The following is a 24,850-nucleotide window of genomic DNA, read 5'->3' as shown; positions in this document are numbered from 1 at the left end:
AGAATGAGAGCATAAATATCAAGAGTATTCGAGGCTTTTTTATGACCAAGTCTCTTTGAATAATCTTGATATTTTCCTGTTGAGCTAAAGGCTGGGAGAAAGCGAAGGGTAAGTATTTTAGGATAAGAATGGTGGTATCTGATGATTTTAGGTTATTTCAAAAGAAATGAAACTCACTAAATAGGGTACACTTTATATATATGTTGTAGTACTAAAGAATTTGCTAAACCATCATATAGGTATTACAAGCTTTATCTCTTTACCGTATGTAACAAGCTTTTCATTCGTTACTAGGTACTAATTAAAAGAATTGCATAACTTATTATGCAATTCTTAGCAACTTTACTTCTTTGGTTTATAATTAATTATGTCTATATTACTTTCTCCATTAGTAGTAGTGAGGTTGTCAAAATGGTCATGATAATCTCTGTCTTTTGTGTATATTAGGTCATTACTATCAGATATTTGCCTAATTCTCTAAATGCTTTTTCACTTCCTATTAAATGAACTTCAAGTTTTCCACTACTCACAAATTCATCATTTTCAAAGTCAAAAGTTTTTCCATCAATGACATCAATATTGATTTCATCTAATCATTCTGGATCTTTTACTCCCCCCTCAAAAATGCTTTTTCATCATCTTGCCTACTTTCAAAAAACTCTAGTTTCAAGCTAATCTCTTTACTTACAGACTTCACTATTAATTCTCCTTGCTCTTTCAAACATTTCAAAGGCTTTATTTCCCCACATTTGTATTATTTTTTCTTATAGATTTTTCTATATTATTTATACCATTCGGGCTGTTTAGATATATTTTTCGTTTTCCAACAGAACCTTTTATTTGTATATTAACATTTCCTGTACTTCCTCTGTTGGAAACTCAATGTCAACTCTAACCTCTCTTTTGTTTATCGATGTATTTCCTATTGTTTTGAAATACCTCCTGTAAAACCTTTACCAATATTATCTCCTGCTATTGATTCATTAAGTTTAGGAGTTCTCTTAACAATCTTTGCCACACGATAAACTCGTTTAACATGTCAAGTACTAATGTAACTTGAAGCAACTGCCCATGGCTATTTGCTTTTTGTTCTTACCTGCTTATACTTTTATAGCCATCATAGATTGCAAAACCTGGGTTGACAATGACATATACAAATTTGCCATCTGGTCTGGTTTAATCACAGGATTATTATCCTCATACCTGTAGCCAAAACATCATTTAGGTCTTACATGTGTTATCTCAATTCTCTAACTAAAAGGAGTTTTTCGGCACTGGGTATATTCCCCACCAAAAAGAAAACCTTGAGATAGTATGACTTATTCATACTATCCTCAAGGTTCGTAAATTGTAAACTTTAACAATTTATCTTACTATCTGATTAATAAACCAATTTCAGTTGCTTCCCTCTCATAACTTTTCATTGTCAACTCGTGTAAACAATAAATTGGAAAATTTAATTCATAATTCCCAATTTTTATAGAGCTAGAATTATCAAAAAAGAAGTTTGAGAAGCATACCTCTCTTATAGATAATTTCGCAAATAGTTTTAGTGCATTCATTTTCTACTGTAAAAATACCGTTTTTATAATTATTATTTTTGAGAAACATTTTTAATAGCTGTTTATCCCTATCATTAAAAAATGTATTAATAATTGTACTATATGCTTTTCTTTTTAGGGTGAAGAATTCTGGGCAATATACATATACAGATTTTTCACCATTTATTTTATAAGCAACTTTAAAAAATTTAAGAAATTTATCCTCTTGTTCAAAAAATTCACTTTGTGTTTCCTTGTTTGTTGGGTCAAATGATATAAAAAGGTTATCAGCTTCTTCAATACTTAATGGTTTATTAAACCTATCAAGGACTCCTACATAAAACTTACTATTAGGATGTTCTTCTTTCTCAATATTCAGCTTACCATATTTACTAATTAATATTTCCTTTTCTGTTTCTGATATCATATTAATATCCAAGAAAACCCCCAATAAATTTATTGATGGTTATATTTTACTGTTTATACCTTAATATATTCCCATTTTTATCTAGAGTCCAATATAACTTAGGATTTCTTGTGTCTTTTAATTTCCAATAACTCCCACAATGTGTGCCATTACCACTATTAATTCCTCTGTCTTTTTCTAATTTAAACTTTCCAAAACTACCATTTTCAAATTTTTCTATTTTAACTCTAATTCCTCCAAGTAGATTTTTTTAATATTTTTTGTCAAGTCTTTTGAAAAGAATTGCAAATTCGTAAAAATAATATGAATAATAGAGGGGAAACACATGACCTTACGGTTATACCTGAATGAAATTATCAAAGAGCGAAACATGTCACAGCGAGAATTGGCTCACATAACGAAGCTATGCCCTAACACACTAAGCCACTTTTGTTCAGACAAGACAGACAGGGTATACTTAGATACGCTTGAAAGAGTATTTAAAGCATTGGGCATCAAGGGAGAATACCTCATTATTAACGAAAAGAAACAAAGGAAAAAGGTGTTTACATGCTAATAATCGTTGTATGTGTGGGAAAGTTGCGATGAATTTAAAAGTATTTCTTTGTCTTTTCTCCTTAGCAGTAATAGCTTTGCATTTTCGTATGCAAATATTAATCCCCTAGTAAGATGGTTTATCTTATTATTTTATCACTGAAACCAATCTCGTAATTCTACTTCCATCATGAACTTTTGATTCAAAAATAAAGCTATTTTTTAACCATTACAGTTTTTAATATAAAAAACCTTGAAAGGCAAATAGCCAATCAAGGTTCAAATATTATCCACTATGAACTTCAAAACAAAAATATCCAAATGCTAAGTCATAGTCTTTTATTTGCATTTTTCTTTTAGCAATATCAAACAACCTCGGTAAAAGCGTACCTAAATAATCACGATATGTTTCTAGCGAGAGCTTATAACTCTCTACATCGTTGTGTTGACATAGCGGATACAGTATTTTCCCCATCTCAAATTGCTCTTTAGACACAGTTGGATAATGTGCATCTAGGCAATCTAAAACATGGTCTTTTAGTGCTCTCTCATCGAAATGTTCCCTACATTCCAAATAAAACATATATTCATCGAATTCGATCTGCACATTAACCTTTTCATTAATATAAAATGGATTAATTCTTAAATATTCTGTCGTTGATCTGGATTCAATTATCTTTTCTAAAATAACATTCAAATCTGTAATTGTTGGATATAGCCTGGATTTACCGCTGTGATATGTTGTATATTCATAGATTATTTCGTTAATTGCGCCTTCTTTTTTTATTATCATTACTTCACCACCTACTTCGAAAAATTAGGATCAAATTTCCAATTTGATTTATTTAAATCAGAAACTTGTATTACCTTCCCAGTACCATTATCTACTGCTATATAATGTGTTTTATCTTTAAAGTAAACTGTAACTGAATTTTTTGTATATTTGTTTACCGCACTAGCAGTCTTATATGGTTTATTTATCACTTTTGCTATGCTTTCTTTTGTCCACCCACGTTCACTAACTTGATTTTTATATGCTGGTTTTTTAAATTTGTCACTAAAAACAATATCTTTCCCACTTATTTTACCCGTACCCTTATATAGACGTCCAAGTGATTTTCTAAAACTATTCCATAATCTTTTTATGAAATTTCCTTCACTTATCATCCCTGGTGTTCCGCCATCTAATCCTAATTCCTGACGCTCAGATTTTATATTCCCACTCGGGTCAACAAAGGTAACAGGGTTATTTTCCACATAATTATATCCATTTTGCGAGTTTGGATTATATAAATCTCCCGGTTGTGGATCTAGCTCTTGAAAATTGCCATTTTCCGGATTATAGTACCTAGCTTGCAAATAATAATGCTTCGTCTCTGCATCATAGTAATATCCTGCATAACGTATTGGGTTCGTTTGCGCGACAGTGCCATTTTCACTTAGGACATTTCCAAAGGCATCGTACATATAGGAGCCCACTTCGTTTCCACTGTTATCTAAGATAGTTAGGATATCTCCACGCTTATTCGTCCAGAAATGAAAGACTGTATTTTGCCAATTTCCATTGGTGTCTTTTTCTCGGATAATCATGCCGAGTGGTATTCCTGCTGAATCCCATTGATAATAACGATACTGCTTGATGCCACTGCTGTCACGAACAATCTCTAGAGAAAGATTGCCAGATTCGTAGTAATATTCATGGATTTCGTTTCCAATGATCTTCTTTGTACGCAGACCTTCTTCGTCGTATTCGTACCGGGCGACTTCTACACTTTGTAAGTTCGTTATGCGTGTTTGCTGGCCGGCAGCATTGTATTCATACTTATACTTTTCGTCTTGAAGGAGATTTCCGTCATCGTCATATTTATAGGAAACCCCATCTTTCGCTGAAATTTGGTTACCATTATTATACGTAAAGGAGTGTGATATATCGTTCTGAGTATCGGTTAAACGATTTCCTACTTCATCATACGTATAAGAATTCGTCACTCTATTCGGTATTACCTCTGTTTTTAATTGATTATTTGCGTCATAGGTGTATGTTGATTCACCAAGTGGACTTGTTTCCTTAAGGATGTTTCCAGAACCATCATATTCATAGGAATATGTTGTAGTGGTAGTTCCCTTTTTATATACAATGGCTTTTGTTACATTACTGTCTTTTAGGCTTGTTTCTTTTGTAAATAGTCCGTTATTGACGGTTACATTAATTTTATTATTTGTTAGATCATAGAAATATCCATACGATAATAGTTTTGTTCCATTAGTTTCTGTAGATAAGGAATCTGTTTTTCCTTCATCTGTGTATGTTAAACCTTGTTTAATACTCCAAGTTTGATTACCTTCTGAATACTGAAAGGTATCATTAGTTATTCGATCGTTTAGATCATAAGAATCATAGCTTAGTTGGAAGTTTCCATTTTTTAATGTTTTTATTAAACCACTGTCATAATAATCAAAGTCTTTTTTTGATAGAACTTTATTCAGTACGGTATCTTTGAATTCAATATTATTTAAATCTCCACTATCTTTATAGTTAAATGTAACATGTAACTTATTTTTTGATTTACCTACTATATCAATATTATTGACCTGTTCATCTTCATTATATTGATTTGTAATAACAGTGCCAGAGCTTTTAGTGGTTTTTAAAATATTTCCCGCATGGTCATACAAATACGTCGTGTTCAATGTTCCTGTTGATGTTGGCATTGGCGTAGTTGCTTGAATTAATTGGTTGTTATCATTATAATTAAAGGTTTTTTTACGGTTTTTAGCATCTGTTAAAGTGGTAAGGTTTCCATTTTTATCATATACATAGCTAGTTTTCTTACCTAGACCATCTGTTACAGATAATAAACGTTCTGTATATAGAGGATCATAGGTGTATTGGATTGTTCTATTTCCTTTATCTGTAATACTTACAGCATGACCGAAGCTGTCATAAATGGTTGTGACTGAATTTCCTTCTTTATCAATTTGAACCACTTTATTGGCAGAATCTGTATAAGTAGTGGTTTCAAAGGTTCCGTTTGGATAGGAAATTTTGATTTGTCGACCATTTGGATCGTATTCATACTTTGTTACTTCTTTCCCAATACTAATGGTTTCGGAATGATCCAAACCATACTCGTAGGTCGTCTTCTTCCCTTCTGGATCTGTTACATCAATTACACGGTTTTTACTATCATAGTGCGATACTGTCGTTTTATTTGGTTCCGAACCGCTTTTTTCCGTACTTTGTATTAAATTTCCATTACTATCGTATTGATTGGTCGTTGTTATTACTGGGTTAGTACCATCGGTTTGAGTTGATTTAAGCACATTATAATTGGTGTCATAAGTAACTTTCGTATTATGCTGGTTATTGGTTGTATCTACAACCGCAAATGTTTTATTAGTAGTATCACGTTTATAGGTGGTTGTGTTCCCTTCAGCATTACTGACAGTATATAAATTTTTGGCATAATCAAAATCATATTCGTTTGATTCTGAAGTGGTAGAATTCGGACTATTCGGGCCATTATCAAACTCGGGTTGATTAATTATGATTTGATTTTCATCAAAAGAAATAGTATTGCTCTTTCCTTTGGCATCTTTGTAAGTATCCAGTAAGCCATCACCGTTATAATAAAAATTATTCGTTATATTATCGCTCGATCCTGTCGCCGTTAATGTTGTTTTTATCAATTGTTTATTTGAATTATATCCATATTGGACTTTATGAGTATTGTAAGCAAGTGTATCAAGTAACCCATTTTTGGGATCATTCGGATCAACCGTATTTTTATAATAGGTTAGCAGAATACTATTTTTGATCTTATTACCTGAACTGTCTACTTCTTTGATTTCCGTTAACTGGTTGGCTGAATTGTAGATAAAACGAATAGTATTATTAAATTCATCTTGATATGAAAAAAGTCTATATGAATTTGAATCTAAAGGATTTTTTTCAAATACCTTAGAAAATTGTTCCTTATCTTTTATTCTATATCCATCACTACCGTTCACTGTTTCTTTTGTTAATGTTAAGTATTTCCCTTTAGGAGAGGTATAGCTATTGGTACTACTATCCTTACTAAAAGTGTGAAGTGTTCCATCCTCATCATAATAAAGTACTTGTTCAGGAGTTGATCCCACTGCTGCAACTATTTGTAAACTTTCATTCCCCATGAAAGTCCATCCATTACCTAGAACGGTTGTACGTGTCGAACGAGAATTATAATATCTTGTAAAGGTAAAGCCTAGCGAACCGCGGGTAACCATATTCTCATCAGGTAATTTCATTATCATATTTCCAGCTGTGACATTTACATACATGTTCCCATTACCCATTTGATGAGTACCGTATGTGAAATAATCTTCTAGTCCAAGAAGATCCTCTTGTAAAGGAATCGTACCATATTGAATAGTAGAAGCTTCACTTAGTCCGCGATATCCTGAGATTTTTCCCTCTTCGCTTGCTGGAGCTGTTGAATCATTATATCGATAGGCTCTTACTCGAACTTGATAAGCTTTTTTAGCTATGAATGTCTGATCTGCCCCATTACTAATATATTGTTTAGTAGGGTCTGCGGGTAAATTCACTATACCTTTAAACAGCGACTTTCCTGTTGAATTCCAAGAAGTGACTTTCCCAACGTCGAAAGATTTGTAATTTTTACCATCAAAAATCTCTACTACATACCCTCCAGCTCCGATAACAGCATTCCACTTAATATTTAGTGTTCCTATTGAATTGACGTAATCATCCATTTGTCCACTTACTGATACATTTTTTGGAGTTTCTAAAGGAATATATCCGTAATTAACATCGGAATTCGAAGATTCAACATTAGTACTGCTAACTGCTCTAACACGTATGCTGTATCTGTGCGATGCACTAGATCCCCCTCCATCAACGGCAGCATTTTGATAGGCTGGCCCAGGATCAATAGGGAACTCCGCACCATTCGTATCAGATATATGAAGATTATATTTTCCAGCCGCAATTTCTTTATCTGTTGGCCAAAGATTTCTTCCTTTGGTACTCCATTTTGTAGTTTTTACATTTTCAAACTCTTCATAATGAACACCATTATAAACAAGTACTCTATATGAAGTAGCATTTGGTACAGGATCCCATGATATTTCAAACCATCCTCGATTTTTATTTACTGAATCAGTTTCTGGATAAGCTTTTCCAATAACCTGTAAATTATCTGGAAAATCCACTTTATTAGGTATTGCTTTTTTTACTTCAGCTGAAGCAGAACTATCGAAGTTTACTTGTTTACCCTGTTGTAACGAGGTTTACCAAGTAAACCTGGTAAACCCTTATTTGATCGTTTTTGCTAGGTTAATTTTTTTACCAAAATCATACGATTGGAGAAATAAAGTTTCCGCATAGCATCAAATACGTATAAAGCATCAGGGGAAAATTTAAAAGAATTTTTTTTCAATTCCAAGCGTTTATAATGCTGCGGTCAACCATTATAAAGAAATTAAGGATTAGATATACAATAAAAACATATTTTCTTACAACATAATCTATGGAGTTATTTTAGGTGGGAAAAGTTCGTTATTTTTTGTATAAAAGAAACATTTTTGGAGGACTCTTTTTAACGTTGAATTTATTTTTTCATTTGCTTTAATAAGTTGTGCAATCTTTATAAAATCATCAGTACTGATACTAGTATTTTCTCCTTTAAAATTCGATACAAGCACATACCCCCACTTACTGGTATTAAATCGAAATGTAAACAGTTTATCTTTTCTAAAGGAGAATGGTGTGCCATCAGTCATACCAGATAGCTTTTCAGTCTGATTATGTTTTAATTTTTCTCCTGGATTTATCGGGAAAACCATCACTTTGAACAAGGCAAAATTACGATCATTAATATAATCTACATGTAAAATAGGATTCCCATCGTCCATTTTGCTGTTAAAGTATCCAAAACAATGTGATTCTTTAAAGGGTAAAACATTTGAAATACCTATTAATGGATTTACTTTGAATTCCCTTGTGAATTTTTTTATGGCTGTTTTACCTTGCTCAAATCCTACTGAGTAGTATTGTTCTTCTACCATCGGTGGTTGTTCTTTCCCTTTAACCAATAATGCGGAAGTACTAATTAACAATCCTATTAGGATTATGCTTAAAATGACAAATTTTTTCATAACACACCTCTTTATGCACCTTAACATTTCCGTTTTTTTTATTTTTATAAAGGTATTCCCTTTTTTCTGCCGAAAGTATTAAATAAAAGGGAATGTTTTATGTCAAATTTTCATTCATTTTTAAAAAAAGGCTGTTTTCGTAAGGAATGTTGCTTTTTACAGAAAAAAATATAAATATATTAAATTGAATTTTCTGTTAGAATTACTCTTAGACATTAGTTGAAATTGGGGAGATAAATATGGCTATTAATTGGGTTGTATTCGCTTTATGGGCGTTAACGGGAATTGGTTTGCTGTTTTTTATTTACGGATTATTTGTGAAATCACGTCTTTCGTTCAATGTAAGTGGGATAGCATTGATACTTCCAATGCTTTATTTTCTTGGTGCAAATAATTGGTTTAGATTACTTGCTCTTATACCATTAATTCCATTTATATTTGCCTATTTCGTAGAAAAAAAAAACAATACCTCTTGATTAGTTCACACCTCATTTTAGTGTTCCCTAAGATGGTTCCTTATTCCACTAACCTGCCTCTTTACTTCAATAAGAAAAGAGCATCCCTTATTAATGGAATGCCCCGTTAGCACAATAAAAACCTATAACAAAAAAAGGCAACAATCCTTATTGGATCAACGCCGCCTTTATTTTAAGTAAAATGTTTCACATTATATTTTTTCATGGATATACACTTGAACTTTTTATCGTCTCTGCTTTATCGTTATTTCTTCCCACGAATAATCTGGTATAGTTGCAATCCATAACGTATCTCCCATGATATCCACATCCCAAACGATGAAATCCCTCGCATCAAAAACTTTTTCAGATTTTCTTTCATCATTCGTGTTGATGTAATAAATATCTTCACCTCTGCTCGTGATTCCGAATAATTTCTCTCCTTTTTTAATAAGTTTAACTACCATTTCATCAACTTGAATTTTTCTCCATTTTCCTTCTTGAAGATTTCGGATCCAAATTCCACTTTGTGTAGTAATGAAAAGCCTATTTTTAATTACTTTCATATCCTCAGGTACATCATTACTATTCGGCATGGTTATCTCTTTCCATCCATCATTTGTTTTTTGCAAAATCTTCCTTTCTTCTGTGAATCCTACCAAATCACCATTATCCGAGATTTGAACCACATAAAATGGTTTGTGTACAATAGCTTGTTCCCAACTCTTGCCTTGATTGTTCGTATAGTAAATCTTTCCTTTTGATATCACAGCTATATGGTTGTTGATTGAATAATCGATTTTCTCAATCATGTGTTCTAATGAAAGAATTTTCTTTCCTTTACTTTTTGATGTAATCCCTGCCCATAATTCTTTTTCGGTTGCTGCATATAATTGATTATTTTTATCAAACCACATGTGTGTTACATAATTATTAACTTGTAGTTCTGTCCATGTTTCTCCATTGTTATGGCTCCATTCAATAAAAGGTTGGTTGGTTGTGCTAAATTGTGTTGGCTTTTTGTCTCCCCATACCACTAAATATTCGTTTCCTCCTACAACCCCCGTAATCGCCATCCCTTTTTTTGTTAGGTTATCGGTACCAATACGTTTGGATATTAATCCTCCACCGAAAGGTACTTTATGAATGGCACTGACTACATCTCCGTTTTGGGCATTGAATGAAATTCGAGTAAAACGGTTATCTCGATCATTCCCAAATACTGTCAGAATGGGCATACCATCGATACTATCAAGTGTAAAATGATATCCTGTTGCCCAATCTTTTCCTTTTTTTAGTCCATATTTATCCTTTGCTATTTGGAGAACATCAGAGCTATCTAACTTAATCTCATCATAGGTTATTATTGGCTCCCGACTAGGTTGCTTAATTGGTTTAAACACAGTAATCTTCTTTTCTGAGATACCAATTAGTAAATAATCATCTGTACCTGGAACCATAAAGTGAACAAACCATTTAAAGCGTTTCCCTACTCCTCCTCTTGAACCTCCCATCGTTTCATCCACACTGTTTACTCTTTTAAGTGTGGCTTTTACATTCCATTCTTTTGCTCTCTGGAATCCAATGTCAATCGCTTCTTTTAGCGTAATTTCACCATCTGATGCGATTGCTTCACGACCAATCAAATTTACAAAAACTAAAAAAACAACTAACAAACAAGAGATTTTTTTTAAGAAACTCAAAATTATCACCATCCCATAACTAAATAGGTAAATTAATCATAAGTTTAATGTGCCTATTTAGGTGGAGTAAATTCTTCGTTATATACCCTCTTAGATTCTATAAAACGGGAATGCTCATCATTGAATCATTCTTCAACTAACCTGCCCCTTAGCTTAAGAAGAGTTTTTTCTTTTGAATAAAGCCTATCTTCTTGTAAAAAATAAGATAACTAAATACAGGGGGATTAGAAAATGAGAAAAATTGTATTGCTCTTTCTTATCTTTTTCATCTCGTACACAAATAACATAGAAGCTAAAATCAAAACAGAAATAATCCCACAAAATCAACGTCCTTCCATAATGGAGTTAGCTTTTTTAAAATACCTCGGCGGAACTATCCTTGAAATTATGGATACTCACGGTGATAGACAGTTATTTACATTTGAAAGAATTGAAAAAATCTCAAGAGATTATGAAAATGATTCGTATGATGTATCATTAAGGGTTATTGGATTTGAAGGACCACTGAACCCACCTTTTAAGTTAATTCAAATGACTATTCGAATACCTGGGGAAAAATATACTAAATACAATGTTATAAATTACAAGCATCGGTATGTTTCTGATAAAGAATTAGATAAATTAACGAAATATACTGATTAAGCATATATGGATAAAATTCTTATTGAACTATCCTGCCCCTTTAGTCAAAGAAGAAAAAAGCCACCCTTCGGCAAGCAATAGCGAAGGGCAGAATCGGAGGTAGACCCAAAAAAGAAAAAAAGTCCGTGGAGAAAGAGATTAAACTTTATCACTCAAATCAATATACTTCATACGAAATTGCAGAAATAACAGGAGTATCAAAGGCTAGTTTGTATCGAGTTTCAAAACAGTTGAACAATCTTCCTCTTAGGCGTTAAAAAGGAGTGAAACATATAGTTTCACTCCCCCCACAAATGGAATATTTGGATTCAGGCATTACCCATGCCTTCCGATGGTAAAAATATTTTATGCTACTTAAAGGTCTTTTATGTTTACTTATAAGAGATTTATTAGGTCAAACTTAGTTTCCCAGTCGATTGGAAGAATGTTGAATTGATAAATATTAAACTTAGCATTTTTTATAACCTTTTGAAGATCCTTTTTCAATCTTAAATTATCTTCTACATCTAAGACTTTCTTCAATGCATATATTCTTGAAAACAAGTCTGTATCACTAGATAATAAGGTTGGATCATCAGTACTATCTAATAGAACAACAGATGATGTTTTTCCCACTAATTTATTATGGTGCGAACAAACATTTCTTAGATTCCTTATGGCATCAAGCCATGTATCCATTTGTTTGGTTGTTGGCTTTCCGTATTTTTTCTGTGAATAACCATACGTTAAAACATCTTTTCTCAAATCTCCGCGAAGATACGAGTACATATGAGTTATCAAACCGAATTCAAAATACGAAAAAGCTGCCCAGCATGGTATCTTCTTACTAGCACGACTACCACCGCGTCGGTACTCCTTAAATTCGGGGTATTTATGGACATTTGTCCTCAATTTTTTTTCTTCTTCCACTATAGACTTTTTATACTTTGAATAGAAAACAACATTACTCTTTCTTTTTTGTCTATCGTTTTCGCCACGTGTTTTAGTAAAGTAGGTATCATTTAAATAAAAAATTTGATCACTTGTATTTAACGAAACCGTATTTGCTAAATGACTTTTAAATTGAATTTCCGCTTTCTTACAATACGAAAAGAATAATTTTCTTAACTCAATATCAAAATCATATATATTAAATAATAATTCCTGATTTGGTTTGTTTCCCAATGTGTTAGTAAAAGATAATAAATATTTACCGTATCTGCTTATTCTAAAATATCCCGCATAACTCAATAATCTTCTCATTTTAACTTTTTTCGTAAATACAACATATTTTTTCATTAAAACTATTTGGTCCTCGATATTGAACGGTGTATCCAAATTAGACATTTTTTTCCTCCTAAAAAATGCAAAAAAAAAAGAATGGTATACCATTCTTAATCCCGCAAATGGAATATTTGGATTCAGGCACTACCCATGCCTTCCAACGGTTAACTTTATTATAACAGAAATGCTTAAAAAAACAATATATTTTTATACAATACATTGCCTAGCTATTATTAAGTAGCCTTTAGAACTTTATTATAAATTACTATATTTTTTTATGAATTCCTGTAATGAGTAAATAGGATATAAATACCCTATTTACTCATTGTTATTTATATTGTTTTATACATTTTCTTCCTATAAACCAAACCCGTTACTGGAAAGGGGATCCTATACAAATATTCTAGGATATATAAATAATTAATTAAACTTGTATTCAATATTAGTCACACTTATAGTCACACTCATCTTGAAAGTCACATAAAAAGTCACACTTTTTTAACACTAAACGGGAAAGAACGGTATTCTTTAAACTAGATTAAAAACGCTCTAAACCCTTGATATACCAACGTTTTTCATACTATTTATGCTTCTTTCTCAACCCTCCTACATAAAATCATAAGGTGTAACGTTTTCCATGCCAATCATTGGATCAATTTTTAAGATGATTTCTTCCGTTAAAATATAATGACTTTTTTCTGTGGACTGATCTTCAATATCACGATTATTTATGAGACATAATTTTTCACATAAAGTCGTTTTTCTCTGCCCGTCATCTTCTCGTTCAATTCCAAGGCGAAATGCTTCCTCTTCCCCACATAATATAAGAAATTGTTTACTTCTTGTAATGGCTGTATATAGTAAATTTCTCCGCAGCATTCGATAATAGCTTTTCACAACAGGCAAAATAACAATCGGAAATTCACTGCCTTGTGATTTGTGAATAGAGCAACAAAAAGCGTGGGTGAATTGGTTAAAATCCTGTCTCGTATACGTAACTTCAATTCCGTCAAAGGAGATAATAATCATATCTTGCTTTTCGGTATTTTCCTTTGCATAAAAAATAGAAATTATTTCTCCGATGTCCCCATTAAAAACATGCTGTTCTGGCTGATTAACGAGCTGCAGTACTTTGTCACCAATGCGATATTTAACTTCTCCAAATTGAAGTTCCTTGCGACTTTTGTCAGTATTCGGATTTAATATTTCCTGGAGCAACGTGTTTAACCGATCGATTCCAGCAGGGCCGCGATACATAGGTGCTAAAATTTGTATATCCTTTGCAGAATGTCCTTTTCGTTTTGCACTTAAAACAACCTTTTCAACCACTTCTGGTATTTGCTGTGTAGTACATCTTATGAAAGAACGATCACTATACTGCTTCATAAGGTTTGGTGGTACATGGCCGTTCTTAATTTCATGCGCTAATTCGATAATGGATGAACCATCTGCTTGTCTATATATATCTGTTAATCTTACCGTAGGAATTACTTGTGAACGCAAAAGATCTTTAAGAACGACACCAGGACCAACAGATGGGAGCTGATCTTCATCGCCAACTAAAATGATCTGGATGTGGTTTGGCAATGCCTTCAATAATTGATGGGCAAGCCAAGTATCAACCATTGACATTTCATCAATAATAATAAATTTGCCATCTATGGTTCGATCATCATCCTCATCCATCCCTTCCTGTCCTGTCATACCTAAAAGCCGATGGATGGTCATAGCAGGTAAACCAGTAGATTCCGACATTCTCTTTGCGGCTCTCCCAGTTGGTGCCGCCAAAACAATTGGAAATGGATTATCTTTGCTGTAGTCCTTAGGATTTAACGAACAGCCATGTAACTCGGAATAAAGCTCCACAATGCCTTTTATAACGGTTGTCTTTCCAGTTCCTGGACCTCCGGTTAGAATCATCATTGGCGACATGAGTGCTGTTTGGATTGCCTCTTTTTGAGACGGTGCATATTGCACACGAATCCGTTCCTCCAGCTTTCCTAGTGCTAACAAAAATTCTGATTCCGGAAATTGATCATTATAATCTTCTTGAGACATGATTCTTTGAATATTCGTTACAATGCCTTTTTCTGAGAAAAAAAGAGAAGGAAGATAAATACGTTTATTTTCGATTACTAATTTACTTTCTTCTTCCATTTTGATTAATTCTGCCGAAATTTCTGTGAACTGTATTTCAAATGATTGATGATCCTCGAGCAGTTTTTTTACATTTGGCAGTAACTCTTCTGCTTCTACATAAACATGTCCATTTTGAAGACATTCTATTTCGACTGTATATTTAATTCCCGCTTTGATTCGATCAGGATGATTTCCAGTAATTCCAAGTGATTTTCCAAGCTCGTCTGCACGACCAAACCCAATTCCTTCAATATCCTCAACAAGACGATATGGATTTTGCTGTAGTATTATAAGTGCTTGTTCTTTATATACTTGGTAGATTTTCATGGAAATTTGCGGACCAAATCCGTATTGATTCAGACCAATCATTACTTGTTCCAAGCCTTGATGTTCGATGAGTTTATCATATAAAAGTTTGGCTTTTTCAGGAGGGAGCTTTGGAACTTTATCTAGTAAAGAAGGGGTCTCTAATATCTTACTGATCGCATTTTCGCCTAAATCATCCACAATACGCTCTGCTGTTTTTTTACCGATTCCGCTGAAAAGCTCGCTGGAAAGATAGGCAACAATTCCTTGTTTCGTCTGAGGAATTTCCTTTTTAAAATGTTTTGCTTGATATTGAAGTCCAAATTTCGGGTGTTCCTGGAAACCTCCATAGAAAATGTAGGTTTCTTGTTCATGCATTTTCGGAAAGTAGCCAGTTATGATTGCTTCCTTATCTGCTGCATCCTCGTTTGTTTCATCTACCTTGATACGAATAACCGAATAAAGGTTTTGTTCATTATGAAAAATAGTAACGAGATGCCTGCCTTTAATATACTTTTCCTCATTTTCAAACAAATCCATGGAATTTTGTCGTTCCAAGTAAAGCCCCCCTTACTGCGGGTCCTTCATTTTTTCAATCATTTTTAAAGCATAACCAGCTAACATGTGGTCAGGTTGAATATCCAATGCTTTTGTAAAATAAGCAAATGCTTGATCTGGTTTATCGTAAACTCCAAAATACGCTACACCTAAATTATAATAGGCATCCGCATGAGTAGAATCCTTTTCAATAACAGCTTTAAATTGCTTCGTTGCTTCCTCATAAATCTCACATTTTGCTAGCGCAAGACCATATTGAAACTGTGCTTCTACATCTTCTGAATTCAATTCAACACTTCTTTGTAAATATGGAATTGCTAAGCGTGTATTATCCAAATGCACAAAACACATGCCAAGCATATAATAAGCATCATTTGTTTGTAGACCCATTTTTATTGCCTTTTCAAACTGACCAGCTGCTTCAGAATACTGATCTAGATTAAAAAATAAATTTCCTAAGCAATAGTAGGCAGATGATGCCTTTTCATCCAACTGAATCGCTTTATTGTAAAAGTTTATCGCCCTGTCATTTTCTCCAACTGCTGCAAGAACGTTCCCGAAATTTATATATGCCACTGGATCTTGTGGATTTTCTTCAATAGCCTCACTAAAATATTTAATTGCTTCTTCATATTGTCCTGCTTGTAAATGTTTGATACCTTGCTTATTCTTATCCATCTTCCACACTCCGGTTTTCCATCAATTTTATATGAGTAATTATATCATAATGTTGACCCATTCTCTTTCTTGTGTAGGAAAAAAAAACCCTTCACAAAAGCGAGAAGGGTCTAACCGACATATAGTAATTGTTGTTCATCTTTATAAATTTTATCAATAGTCGCGCCGCCGAGACATTCTTCACCATCATAAAAAACAACAGCTTGTCCAGGGGTTACTGCACGAACAGGTTCATCAAAAATAACCTTTACTTCATCATTAGGCAATAGTTGAACCGTTACTTTATGGTCTGGTTGACGGTAACGGAATTTAGCTGTACATTGGAAGCTTTCCGGCTTTTTATGATTAGAAACCCAACTGACATTTACTGCTGTAATTGAATCAGAATACATTGACTCATGATCAAAGCCTTGCTCCACAAAAAGCACATTTTCTTTTAAATCTTTGCCGACTACAAACCAAGGATCACCTGAGCCGCCGATTCCGAGACCATGTCTTTGTCCGATTGTGTAATACATTAGGCCATCATGTGTACCCATAACTTTTCCGTCTAAAGTTTTCATCTTCCCTTGTTGAGCAGGTAAATAATTGCTCAAAAATTCCTTAAAGTTTCTTTCCCCGATAAAACAAATTCCTGTACTGTCTTTTTTCGTTGCAGTAGCAAGACCTGCTTCTGAAGCAATTTCACGTACTCGTTTTTTATTGATATTTCCAATAGGGAACATTACTTTTTCCAATTGATGTTGTTGTAATTGGTTTAAGAAATACGTCTGATCCTTATTTTCGTCCAAACCTCTTAGCATTTTATATTCGCCATCTTGAAATGCTACTTGTGCATAGTGACCTGTTGCTAAATAGTCAGCCCCAAGATTCGTAGCATGTTCAAGAAAAGCTTTAAATTTAATTTCTTTATTGCACATTACATCTGGATTCGGAGTTCTTCCCGCTTTATATTCATCAAGGAAATACGTAAATACTTTATCCCAATATTGTTTTTCAAAATTCACTGCATAATAAGGGATTCCGATTTGATTACATACTCTAATGACATCGTTATAATCTTCTGTTGCCGTGCAAACGCCAAATTCATCGGTATCATCCCAGTTTTTCATAAAAATACCGATAACGTCATAACCTTGTTCTTTTAAAAGTAATGCGGCTACTGATGAATCTACTCCACCTGACATACCTACCACTACTCTTGTATCTTTTGGTAATTTATTCATTTTTTGCTCCTTCTTTCTAGTCTACAGTCGTCCCTTTCAATTGTTGCTTCTCATTTCTTTAGCAAAAATCCTAATTAGTTTAGTTTTTAGGCATCTTTTCTAAATAATTAGTACTTTAATAGCAGAAAGAAAAAAATTCAAGAATTTTGTTTTAAACAACAAGTTTAAGAAAAGAGCCCAACCTGGAAACGACGTACAATGCTTGAAACCATTTCAGCTGCATCTTCTATTTGTTCTAACGTATTAGTAATACCGAAGCTGAAACGTATAGAATTTCTAAGTTGTTCAGAAACACTACCATACATTGCCACTAATACATGGGACGGTTCAATGGAGCCAGCTGTACATGCAGATCCGCTTGACGCTGCTATACCAGCTATATCTAAATTCACTAATAACGATTCTACGTCCGTACCAGGGAAGCTTATATTTAAAACATGTGGGAGTGATTGTTCCATCGTACTATTTAACGAAAACTCCACCTGATTCTTTGTTAATATATCAATAAAAGTTTCTTTATATTTTCTGTACAATGCTTGCTTTTCTTCAAATGCTTCTTGTGCAATTTTTACTGCCTCAGCAAATCCTGCAATCGAACTGATATTTTCGGTACCGGCTCGTCTCTTTAACTCCTGCTCACCGCCATGTGAACGTGGGACGATTTTTATGCCATTTCGAATGTATAGAAATCCAATTCCTTTTGGACCATTAATTTTATGGGCTGAAACAGACAGCATGTCCACCTTAAGCTCTTCCACATTTAATTTTATAACGCCATAGGCTTGAACAGCATCCGTATGGAAATATGCTCCATGATCTTTTAGAATTTCACCGATTTCCTTAATAGGTTGAATACTGCCAACCTCATTATTTCCATACATAATCGTCACTAAAATGGTATCATCACGGAGAGCATTTTGGACATCTTCTGCTTTTACACTGCCATCTTGGTCCACATCTAAATACGTAATTTCAAATCCTTTTTTCTCTAAATATTGGCAAGCATGAAGAACAGCGTGATGCTCAATCTTACTAGTAATAATATGTTTCCCTTGCTCCTGTCTTGCTTCTGCTGTCCCAATAATGGCATAGTTGTCTGCCTCAGTTCCACCGCTCGTAAAAATGACTTCGTTAAAATGTGCTCCAATACTTCCTGCAATCATTGTTCTCGCTTCGTCGAGAAGCTGTCTTGATTCACGTCCGTACGAATGTATGCTCGAAGGATTTCCAAAAGAATTGCTTAGAGCATCCATCATCTTTTCCACTACTTTAGGATGTACTGCCGAAGTAGCAGCATGATCTAAATAAATTCGTTCCATTTTCATCACCTCAATTTTTCTTACCATTAAATATAAAACATATAAGAGTCTGTTTCGCCTTCATCCTTATAATTAGCTAAATCTTCAATTGTCGTGTTATCAAGAACGTTTTTTACTGCATCACGAATTCGGATCCATAAAGAACGTTTTACAGGCTCTTCGTCTTCAATGCCTTCCACGGGACTGATAGGACCCTCTAAGACCCTAATAATATCTCCAGCCGTTATATTAGATGGTTCATCAGCCAAAATATACCCACCATATGCACCTCTTATACTTTTTACCAAACCTGCATTTCTTAATGGAGCAATTAGTTGTTCCAAATAATGCTCGGATAAATCATGAATTTGCGCAATTGTCTTTAAGGAAATTGGCCCCTCTCCGTATCTTTTTCCCAATTCAATCATGATCGTTAATCCATATCGACCTTTTGTAGATATTTTCATACATTAGCACCTCTATTTATATCTTTATTCCATTTTTTATTCTTTATTTTTTCAATAATGGTATCTGTTAAAAGTTGAAATTTAGGCAAAGCAATTCCAACTATCGTACCGATGGAAACACTAAAAATAATTGTTCCCCAATAAACCGGACCACCTAATAGCCAACCCAATAGCAAAACGATTACTTCCATTAAACGTCTAACATGTGAAACCTTCCAACCTGTTAGTTTTGTAAATACAAGCATAAAACTATCTCTAGGACCTGCTCCTAACTGGGCGGAAATATAAATTCCCATACCGATTCCATTAATGATGACTCCCGCACCAAACATTACTATCTTTCCAAGAGTTGACACAGGTGTATGCATGAATGATAAGTGAAAAAGCATATCCATAAACATTCCAACTAAAAGCATATTTAAATAAGCACCTAGTTTGGGCCATTTTTTCATTAAAATAGCTGATATCGCTAAAACAAAAAAGCCGACAATAATCGACCAACTTCCAATCGTTAAACCAAAATGTTGATTTAAACCCACATGTAAAACATCCCATGGTGTAGCTCCAAAATCAGCCACAATCATTAAATCAAGTCCGCACGCCATGATAAGTAATCCTATCACAAAAATAAGAAATCGAACCAGTAATACGCTTATATCTTTCATTCGTACTCCTCAATTCATCTGGTACTCGAATATATAGTTAGCTTAAGACATTATACCATATGAGAAATAAAAGATGCATTCTCATATATCGGAAGGGATAAGTGGGAATCGTAGGACAAATTTAGCGAAAAAACAAGATGTAATGATATACTAATAGAACTATTACATTTTATGGAGAGGGAAATAATGAATGATCAACCATTAGCCTATCGAATGCGGCCGAGGACACTCGATGAAGTAGCAGGACAGCAGCATCTTGTCGGGGAAGGAAAAATCATCCACCGTATGGTTTCGGCAAAACAATTATCTTCTATGATTTTATATGGTCCTCCCGGCATTGGAAAAACTTCGATTGCCAGCGCCATTGCAGGCAGCACGAAATACGCCTTTCGAAAACTAAATGCCGTTACAAATAATAAAAAAGACATGGAAATTGTTGCTGCAGAAGCGAAAATGTCGGGGAAGGTTATTTTACTTCTCGATGAAGTACATCGCCTTGATAAGGCCAAACAGGATTTCCTTCTTCCTTATCTAGAAAATGGAATGATTATTTTAATTGGTGCAACAACAAGCAATCCATACCATGCGATTAATCCAGCCATTAGAAGTAGATGTCAGATTTTCGAGTTGTACCCACTTACATTGGAAGAAATGAAAATAGCGTTAAATAATGCCCTAAATGACGTTGAACGAGGGTTAGGAAACAAGCAACTAGAAATAGACGAAAATGCCTTCCTTCATTTCGCTTCCGCAAGTAATGGAGATGTCCGCAGTGCACTTAATGCACTGGAATTAGCAGCTTTATCAACAACACCTGATGAAAATGGTATTGTCCATATAACAGTGGATATAGCGGATGAGTGCCTACAGAAGAAGGCTTTTACACACGACAAAGATGGAGATGGCCATTATGATGTGCTAAGTGCATTTCAAAAGTCAATCCGGGGAAGTGATGTGAATGCAGCCCTACATTATTTAGGAAGACTTATAGAAGCAGGGGATCTTCCAAGTATTAGCCGGCGTTTGCTCGTTATCGCCTATGAAGACATTGGATTAGCAAGTCCTCAAGCAGGAGCAAGAACTCTCGCCGCCATCCAAACAGCTGAAAAAATCGGATTTCCAGAGGCAAGAATCCCATTGGCAAATGCAGTTATCGAACTTTGCTTATCGCCAAAATCAAATTCAGCTATCATCGCAATTGATGAAGCTATAGCCGATATTCGAGCAGGGAAAAGCGGAGATGTGCCAATACATTTAAAAGATGCACATTATCAAGGCGCCAAACAATTAGGGAGAGGTCTTGACTATAAATACCCTCATGATTATGAAAATGGCTGGGTCAATCAACAATATCTACCTAACACGCTGAAAGGGATAGCCTATTATAAACCAAAACAGAATGGTAAATTTGAACAAGCTCTTGCGGGTGTTTATGAAAAATTAATTAGAAATGCAAAAAATTAAGAATCCGAGTGGTACTGTTTTTATGGAGCAGCATAAAAAGCCAAATCTCAATATGATTTGGCTTATTGTTAACTGTTTTGGTTAAGATATGATAGAATACTTTGCGACAAAGCTAAATGAATTTTGGTCTTATTAAACTTGGTGGACACCAGATCCGCTATCTGTGACAAAACGGCATATTTCCCTATGTTTGCGGACATACGATCCGCTATTTTGCAAAAAAGCAGTGTTTTCATAGTGTTTTTGGTGAGTTTTTCCAAAATAGCGGATTCTCTGTCCTCTTTCCCTTTAATTTATGGTCATTTTGTAAATATAACGGATTCTGTGTCCTCTTTTAATATTTTGATTAGCAGCAATCATTATATATGATGCTGATTAAAATGTTCACCTAAGCCGCTACATCCCTCTTTATAAATACACTAAAGGCAAGTAATTGAAAAACAACAAAGTAAATAATTAACATTGTAATAGAGAATCCCAGTGTCATACCTTCAACAATTGGATGTCCGTCCACATATTGCATTAAATTCGTATTTGCAAATAATATATATTTAGCCCAATCAAATTTCATAGCTAACATAGTTGTTATACTTGAACCCATTACCAATAAGAAAATGGAGATACCAATTGCAAGTGAACTATTTCGGAATACAGCTGAAATCATGAATGCCATTGTTGCAAGCATAAGGACATCAATGGATGATAACAAGAATTTTTTCACATAAAATAATAGCATACTATTTTCCACTACGTGACCGTTTGCATAGGCCAAATGAACATTTTCACCTGCATCTGCGCCAAAAAGTATTAAACCGACTAAAGAAGCACTGATAAATAGAATAGCGCTCATTAATACACCAAATAATAGAACCGTAAAATATTTGGATAATAAAATCTTGGAACGCTTTATCGGTCTAATCAGTAATAGCTTAATCGTTCCCCAACCAAATTCGCTCGCTACAATCCCTGCGGCAATAATAATGGTAAAAAGACCCGCAAAAGTAATGAGATTGGAACTATCATCGATAAAAGAATACATTGATGTTTTTGTTTCTGGTGGAATATTATGTTGTAACCGATATTTATTTATCTCGATTTTTTGTTTAAAATCGCCTTGAGCTATTTTCGGCATTTGATTCATCATGTTTTCATCACTTTTGATTTCAGCAGTGACTGTAGCTTTCCAATTTTTATCTTGATCATGTTTATCTAAATAAATTTTCTGTATCGCACCCATTCCAATAACCCCAATAATAATTAAACCAATCATCACAAATGTTCCTGGGCGTTTAAATATTTTCAACCACTCATTATACACAAGATTAAGCATTCGTTACTTCCTCCTTGCTAGTTATTTCTAAGAATCTATCTTCCAGAGATCTTGATACAGCTTTCACTTCGTAAATACGTACACCGCTTTCTACTAATTGTTTAATAACATCTGGGATTTGTTCCTTTTCCACTTCTACTTCAATCCCATTTTCCTGTTGCACAAAAGGTAAATTTGCTAGGTTTTGAACAGTATGTAGACTTGTTACATCTAATTCAATAAAATACTTTTGAACATTTCCACTTACAAATTCATGAACCTGCTGAACATCAATCAACTTCCCATTTTGAATGATAGCAATGCGATCACACATCATTTCCATTTCTGCTAAAAGGTGACTGGAAACAATTATTGCCATTCCTTTTTCTTTTGACAAAATACGCAAATGATCGCGGATTTCTCTAATCCCTGCTGGATCTAACCCATTCGTTGGTTCATCTAAAATCATGACTTTCGGATCGTGAAGGAGACTTTGCGCTAATCCTAAACGTTGTCGCATCCCGAGAGAATAAGTTTTCACTTTATCATGGATACGATCAGTCAGACCAACTAACTGCACTACTTCATCTATTTTTTCTTTTGTAATTTCTTTGATCATGCGAGCATACTGCATTAAGTTTTGATACCCTGTTAAAAATTTATACATTTCAGGGTTTTCGACGATTCCCCCGACATTGCGAAGTGCCTCATCATGATTATTCGTAATACTGTTACCGCAAATAATAATTTCTCCAGAGGTAATCCCCATCAATCCTACAATCATCCGAATAGTAGTTGTTTTTCCGGCACCGTTAGGACCTAAAAATCCAAATACTTCACCTTCATTAATTGCAAAACTCAAATTATCAATAATTTTTTTCCCTTTTATTACTTTTGTGACGTTTTTTAGCTCAACTACCGGGTTCATTCCTTCTCTCCTCCATATATTCTATTTTCTTCTATAGATTTTTTAAACCATTGTAAAATAGAAACCCCTTGTTCTTCCCGTAATCTTTCTACGTTTTGTACACCTATAAAGTTCCCATTATATATAACCGCAACATCATCTAATAATGGTTCTATCTCATCAATCTCGTGGGTAGCAATAATAACGGTTTGCTCCTCAAGGTCAATATAACTTAATAGACTCTTTACAATCGAATCGCGAACCATCGGGTCTAATCCAGAAAATGGCTCATCTAAAAGCAAGATAGGTGCCTTTCTAGAAAGGGCAACAACAAGCTTTAAGCGGCCGCGATTTCCTTTTGACAATTGTTTAATTTTTTTGTTTCGATCAAGTTTTAAATCTTCTACAAGCGTATTTGCTTGTTCCATATCAAAGTCCGAAAATTGGGTGGAATAAAACTCAATAAAATGTTGGACAGTAAAAGGATCATAAAACATATCCAACTCTGTCAAATAGGAAACTTTACTCGAAATTTTCCGATTGACTATCTCCCCGTCTACAAATATTTCCCCTTTATTCGGATAGACCAAACCACTTATCATTTTAAGAGTAGTTGATTTACCGCTCCCATTTGGGCCAAGCAACCCATATATCTTACCTGGTTTAAAAGTTATGGAAACGTCATTCAGTGAAAAATCCTTCCCATATTTTTTGGAGACATTTCTTAATTCAATCATGATTATCACATCCACTTAAATAATCCTGTAATCCTAACACTATTTCCTCTTTCGAAAAACCAATATCTTTCATACTTCTCACAAACGACTCAATAATCTCTGTTTGCATCCGAATTTTTAATTCCGCAAGTATTTCCTTATTTTCTGTAATAAATGTCCCCTGTCCCCTTTTCGTTTCCACAATTCCCATCCTCTCCATCTCACTATAAGTTCTTTGGATTGTATTTGGATTTACACCGGTTAGAATAGCCATTTCTCTTACAGATGCTAGCTTTTCTCCAGATGCCATTTCACCTCTAACAATTTGCTGAAAAATTCTTTCGGCAATTTGTAAATATATTGGTTTGGATGTTTGAAATTCTTCTGTCATAA

At 34.0% G+C, this 24,850-nt stretch carries 21 protein-coding genes; 5 read left to right on the top strand and 16 right to left on the bottom strand.

Features of this window, described 5'->3' with window-relative positions; all coding sequences use genetic code 11:
- Positions 1-1,494: 1,494 nt before the first annotated feature.
- On the bottom strand, positions 1,495-1,980 hold the full coding sequence (locus AC3WJF_RS04570; protein WP_492449938.1) for a hypothetical protein: 486 nt from the start codon (positions 1,978-1,980) through the stop codon (positions 1,495-1,497).
- A gap of 313 nt (positions 1,981-2,293) precedes the next feature.
- Here AC3WJF_RS04570 and AC3WJF_RS04565 point away from each other — a divergent pair, with 313 nt between their 5' ends.
- Positions 2,294-2,524: a helix-turn-helix domain-containing protein gene (locus AC3WJF_RS04565; protein WP_492449937.1), complete on the top strand. Its 231-nt coding sequence runs from the start codon at positions 2,294-2,296 to the stop codon at positions 2,522-2,524.
- Positions 2,525-2,788: 264 nt separating this feature from the next.
- On the opposite strand, the gene AC3WJF_RS04560 is transcribed toward AC3WJF_RS04565, so the two are convergent.
- The 3 genes from AC3WJF_RS04560 to AC3WJF_RS04550 form a co-directional block, all read right to left on the bottom strand.
- Positions 2,789-3,295 carry a hypothetical protein gene (locus tag AC3WJF_RS04560; protein ID WP_492449936.1) on the bottom strand — a complete coding sequence of 169 codons (507 nt, stop codon included), beginning with the start codon at positions 3,293-3,295 and terminating at the stop codon, positions 2,789-2,791.
- An 11-nt stretch (positions 3,296-3,306) separates the two neighbouring features.
- Entirely contained in the window at positions 3,307-7,716 is a 4,410-nt protein-coding gene (locus AC3WJF_RS04555) for a colicin E5-related ribonuclease (protein WP_492449935.1), read from the bottom strand.
- 315 nt (positions 7,717-8,031) lie between these two features.
- Positions 8,032-8,661, bottom strand: a complete 630-nt coding sequence (locus AC3WJF_RS04550) for a hypothetical protein (RefSeq protein ID WP_492449934.1) — start codon at positions 8,659-8,661, stop codon at positions 8,032-8,034.
- A gap of 239 nt (positions 8,662-8,900) precedes the next feature.
- On the opposite strand from AC3WJF_RS04550, the gene AC3WJF_RS04545 reads away from it, so the two are divergent.
- Entirely contained in the window at positions 8,901-9,137 is a 237-nt protein-coding gene (locus AC3WJF_RS04545) for a hypothetical protein (protein ID WP_492449933.1), read from the top strand.
- A 224-nt stretch (positions 9,138-9,361) separates the two neighbouring features.
- Here the strand turns inward: AC3WJF_RS04545 and AC3WJF_RS04540 are convergent, their stop codons facing one another.
- Positions 9,362-10,819 carry a WD40/YVTN/BNR-like repeat-containing protein gene (locus AC3WJF_RS04540; protein ID WP_492449932.1) on the bottom strand — a complete coding sequence of 486 codons (1,458 nt, stop codon included), beginning with the start codon at positions 10,817-10,819 and terminating at the stop codon, positions 9,362-9,364.
- A gap of 231 nt (positions 10,820-11,050) precedes the next feature.
- Between AC3WJF_RS04540 and AC3WJF_RS04535 the strand changes: the two genes are divergently transcribed.
- On the top strand, positions 11,051-11,461 hold the full coding sequence (locus tag AC3WJF_RS04535; RefSeq protein ID WP_492449931.1) for a hypothetical protein: 411 nt from the start codon (positions 11,051-11,053) through the stop codon (positions 11,459-11,461).
- Positions 11,462-11,538: 77 nt separating this feature from the next.
- On the top strand, positions 11,539-11,718 hold the full coding sequence (locus AC3WJF_RS04530) for a helix-turn-helix domain-containing protein (protein WP_492449953.1): 180 nt from the start codon (positions 11,539-11,541) through the stop codon (positions 11,716-11,718).
- Positions 11,719-11,836: 118 nt separating this feature from the next.
- Here the strand turns inward: AC3WJF_RS04530 and AC3WJF_RS04525 are convergent, their stop codons facing one another.
- The 7 genes from AC3WJF_RS04525 to AC3WJF_RS04495 form a co-directional block, all read right to left on the bottom strand.
- Positions 11,837-12,787 (bottom strand): Abi family protein, encoded by a 951-nt coding sequence (locus AC3WJF_RS04525; protein ID WP_492449930.1) that lies wholly within the window; start codon positions 12,785-12,787, stop codon positions 11,837-11,839.
- 543 nt (positions 12,788-13,330) lie between these two features.
- A complete protein-coding gene (gene recD2, locus AC3WJF_RS04520; protein ID WP_492449929.1) occupies positions 13,331-15,727 on the bottom strand; it encodes an SF1B family DNA helicase RecD2 in 2,397 nt (798 codons plus the stop codon).
- A gap of 12 nt (positions 15,728-15,739) precedes the next feature.
- On the bottom strand, positions 15,740-16,405 hold the full coding sequence (locus tag AC3WJF_RS04515; RefSeq protein ID WP_492449928.1) for a tetratricopeptide repeat protein: 666 nt from the start codon (positions 16,403-16,405) through the stop codon (positions 15,740-15,742).
- 110 nt (positions 16,406-16,515) lie between these two features.
- Complete coding sequence (mnmA, locus tag AC3WJF_RS04510) at positions 16,516-17,631, bottom strand: tRNA 2-thiouridine(34) synthase MnmA (RefSeq protein ID WP_492449927.1); 1,116 nt, start codon at positions 17,629-17,631, stop codon at positions 16,516-16,518.
- A gap of 164 nt (positions 17,632-17,795) precedes the next feature.
- Positions 17,796-18,950 (bottom strand): cysteine desulfurase family protein, encoded by a 1,155-nt coding sequence (locus tag AC3WJF_RS04505; RefSeq protein ID WP_492449926.1) that lies wholly within the window; start codon positions 18,948-18,950, stop codon positions 17,796-17,798.
- 26 nt (positions 18,951-18,976) lie between these two features.
- On the bottom strand, positions 18,977-19,396 hold the full coding sequence (gene cymR, locus AC3WJF_RS04500) for a cysteine metabolism transcriptional regulator CymR (RefSeq protein WP_492449925.1): 420 nt from the start codon (positions 19,394-19,396) through the stop codon (positions 18,977-18,979).
- Complete coding sequence (locus AC3WJF_RS04495) at positions 19,393-20,061, bottom strand: YczE/YyaS/YitT family protein (protein WP_492449924.1); 669 nt, start codon at positions 20,059-20,061, stop codon at positions 19,393-19,395. The genes cymR and AC3WJF_RS04495 overlap by 4 nt, the downstream gene beginning before the upstream one ends.
- Positions 20,062-20,247: 186 nt before the next feature.
- Between AC3WJF_RS04495 and AC3WJF_RS04490 the strand changes: the two genes are divergently transcribed.
- Positions 20,248-21,525 carry a replication-associated recombination protein A gene (locus AC3WJF_RS04490; protein ID WP_492449923.1) on the top strand — a complete coding sequence of 426 codons (1,278 nt, stop codon included), beginning with the start codon at positions 20,248-20,250 and terminating at the stop codon, positions 21,523-21,525.
- 388 nt (positions 21,526-21,913) lie between these two features.
- Here the strand turns inward: AC3WJF_RS04490 and AC3WJF_RS04485 are convergent, their stop codons facing one another.
- The 4 genes from AC3WJF_RS04485 to AC3WJF_RS04470 are packed head-to-tail and all read right to left on the bottom strand — an operon-like array spanning position 21,914 to position 24,848.
- Positions 21,914-22,855, bottom strand: a complete 942-nt coding sequence (locus tag AC3WJF_RS04485; RefSeq protein ID WP_492449922.1) for an ABC transporter permease — start codon at positions 22,853-22,855, stop codon at positions 21,914-21,916.
- The gene (locus AC3WJF_RS04480) at positions 22,848-23,762 is read right to left on the bottom strand and encodes an ABC transporter ATP-binding protein (protein WP_492449921.1); all 915 of its coding nucleotides are present in this window, start codon (positions 23,760-23,762) and stop codon (positions 22,848-22,850) included. Before AC3WJF_RS04480 ends, AC3WJF_RS04485 begins: the two co-directional genes overlap by 8 nt.
- Positions 23,759-24,481, bottom strand: a complete 723-nt coding sequence (locus tag AC3WJF_RS04475) for an ABC transporter ATP-binding protein (RefSeq protein WP_492449952.1) — start codon at positions 24,479-24,481, stop codon at positions 23,759-23,761. Before AC3WJF_RS04475 ends, AC3WJF_RS04480 begins: the two co-directional genes overlap by 4 nt.
- Positions 24,471-24,848: a GntR family transcriptional regulator gene (locus AC3WJF_RS04470; protein ID WP_492449920.1), complete on the bottom strand. Its 378-nt coding sequence runs from the start codon at positions 24,846-24,848 to the stop codon at positions 24,471-24,473. The genes AC3WJF_RS04475 and AC3WJF_RS04470 overlap by 11 nt, the downstream gene beginning before the upstream one ends.
- Positions 24,849-24,850 lie beyond the last annotated feature (2 nt).

It is taken from the genome of Heyndrickxia sp. FW510-T9 (genome assembly GCF_058781025.1).
Note: the sequence above shows the minus strand (reverse complement) of the source record. Positions and strands in the feature narration are given on the sequence as shown.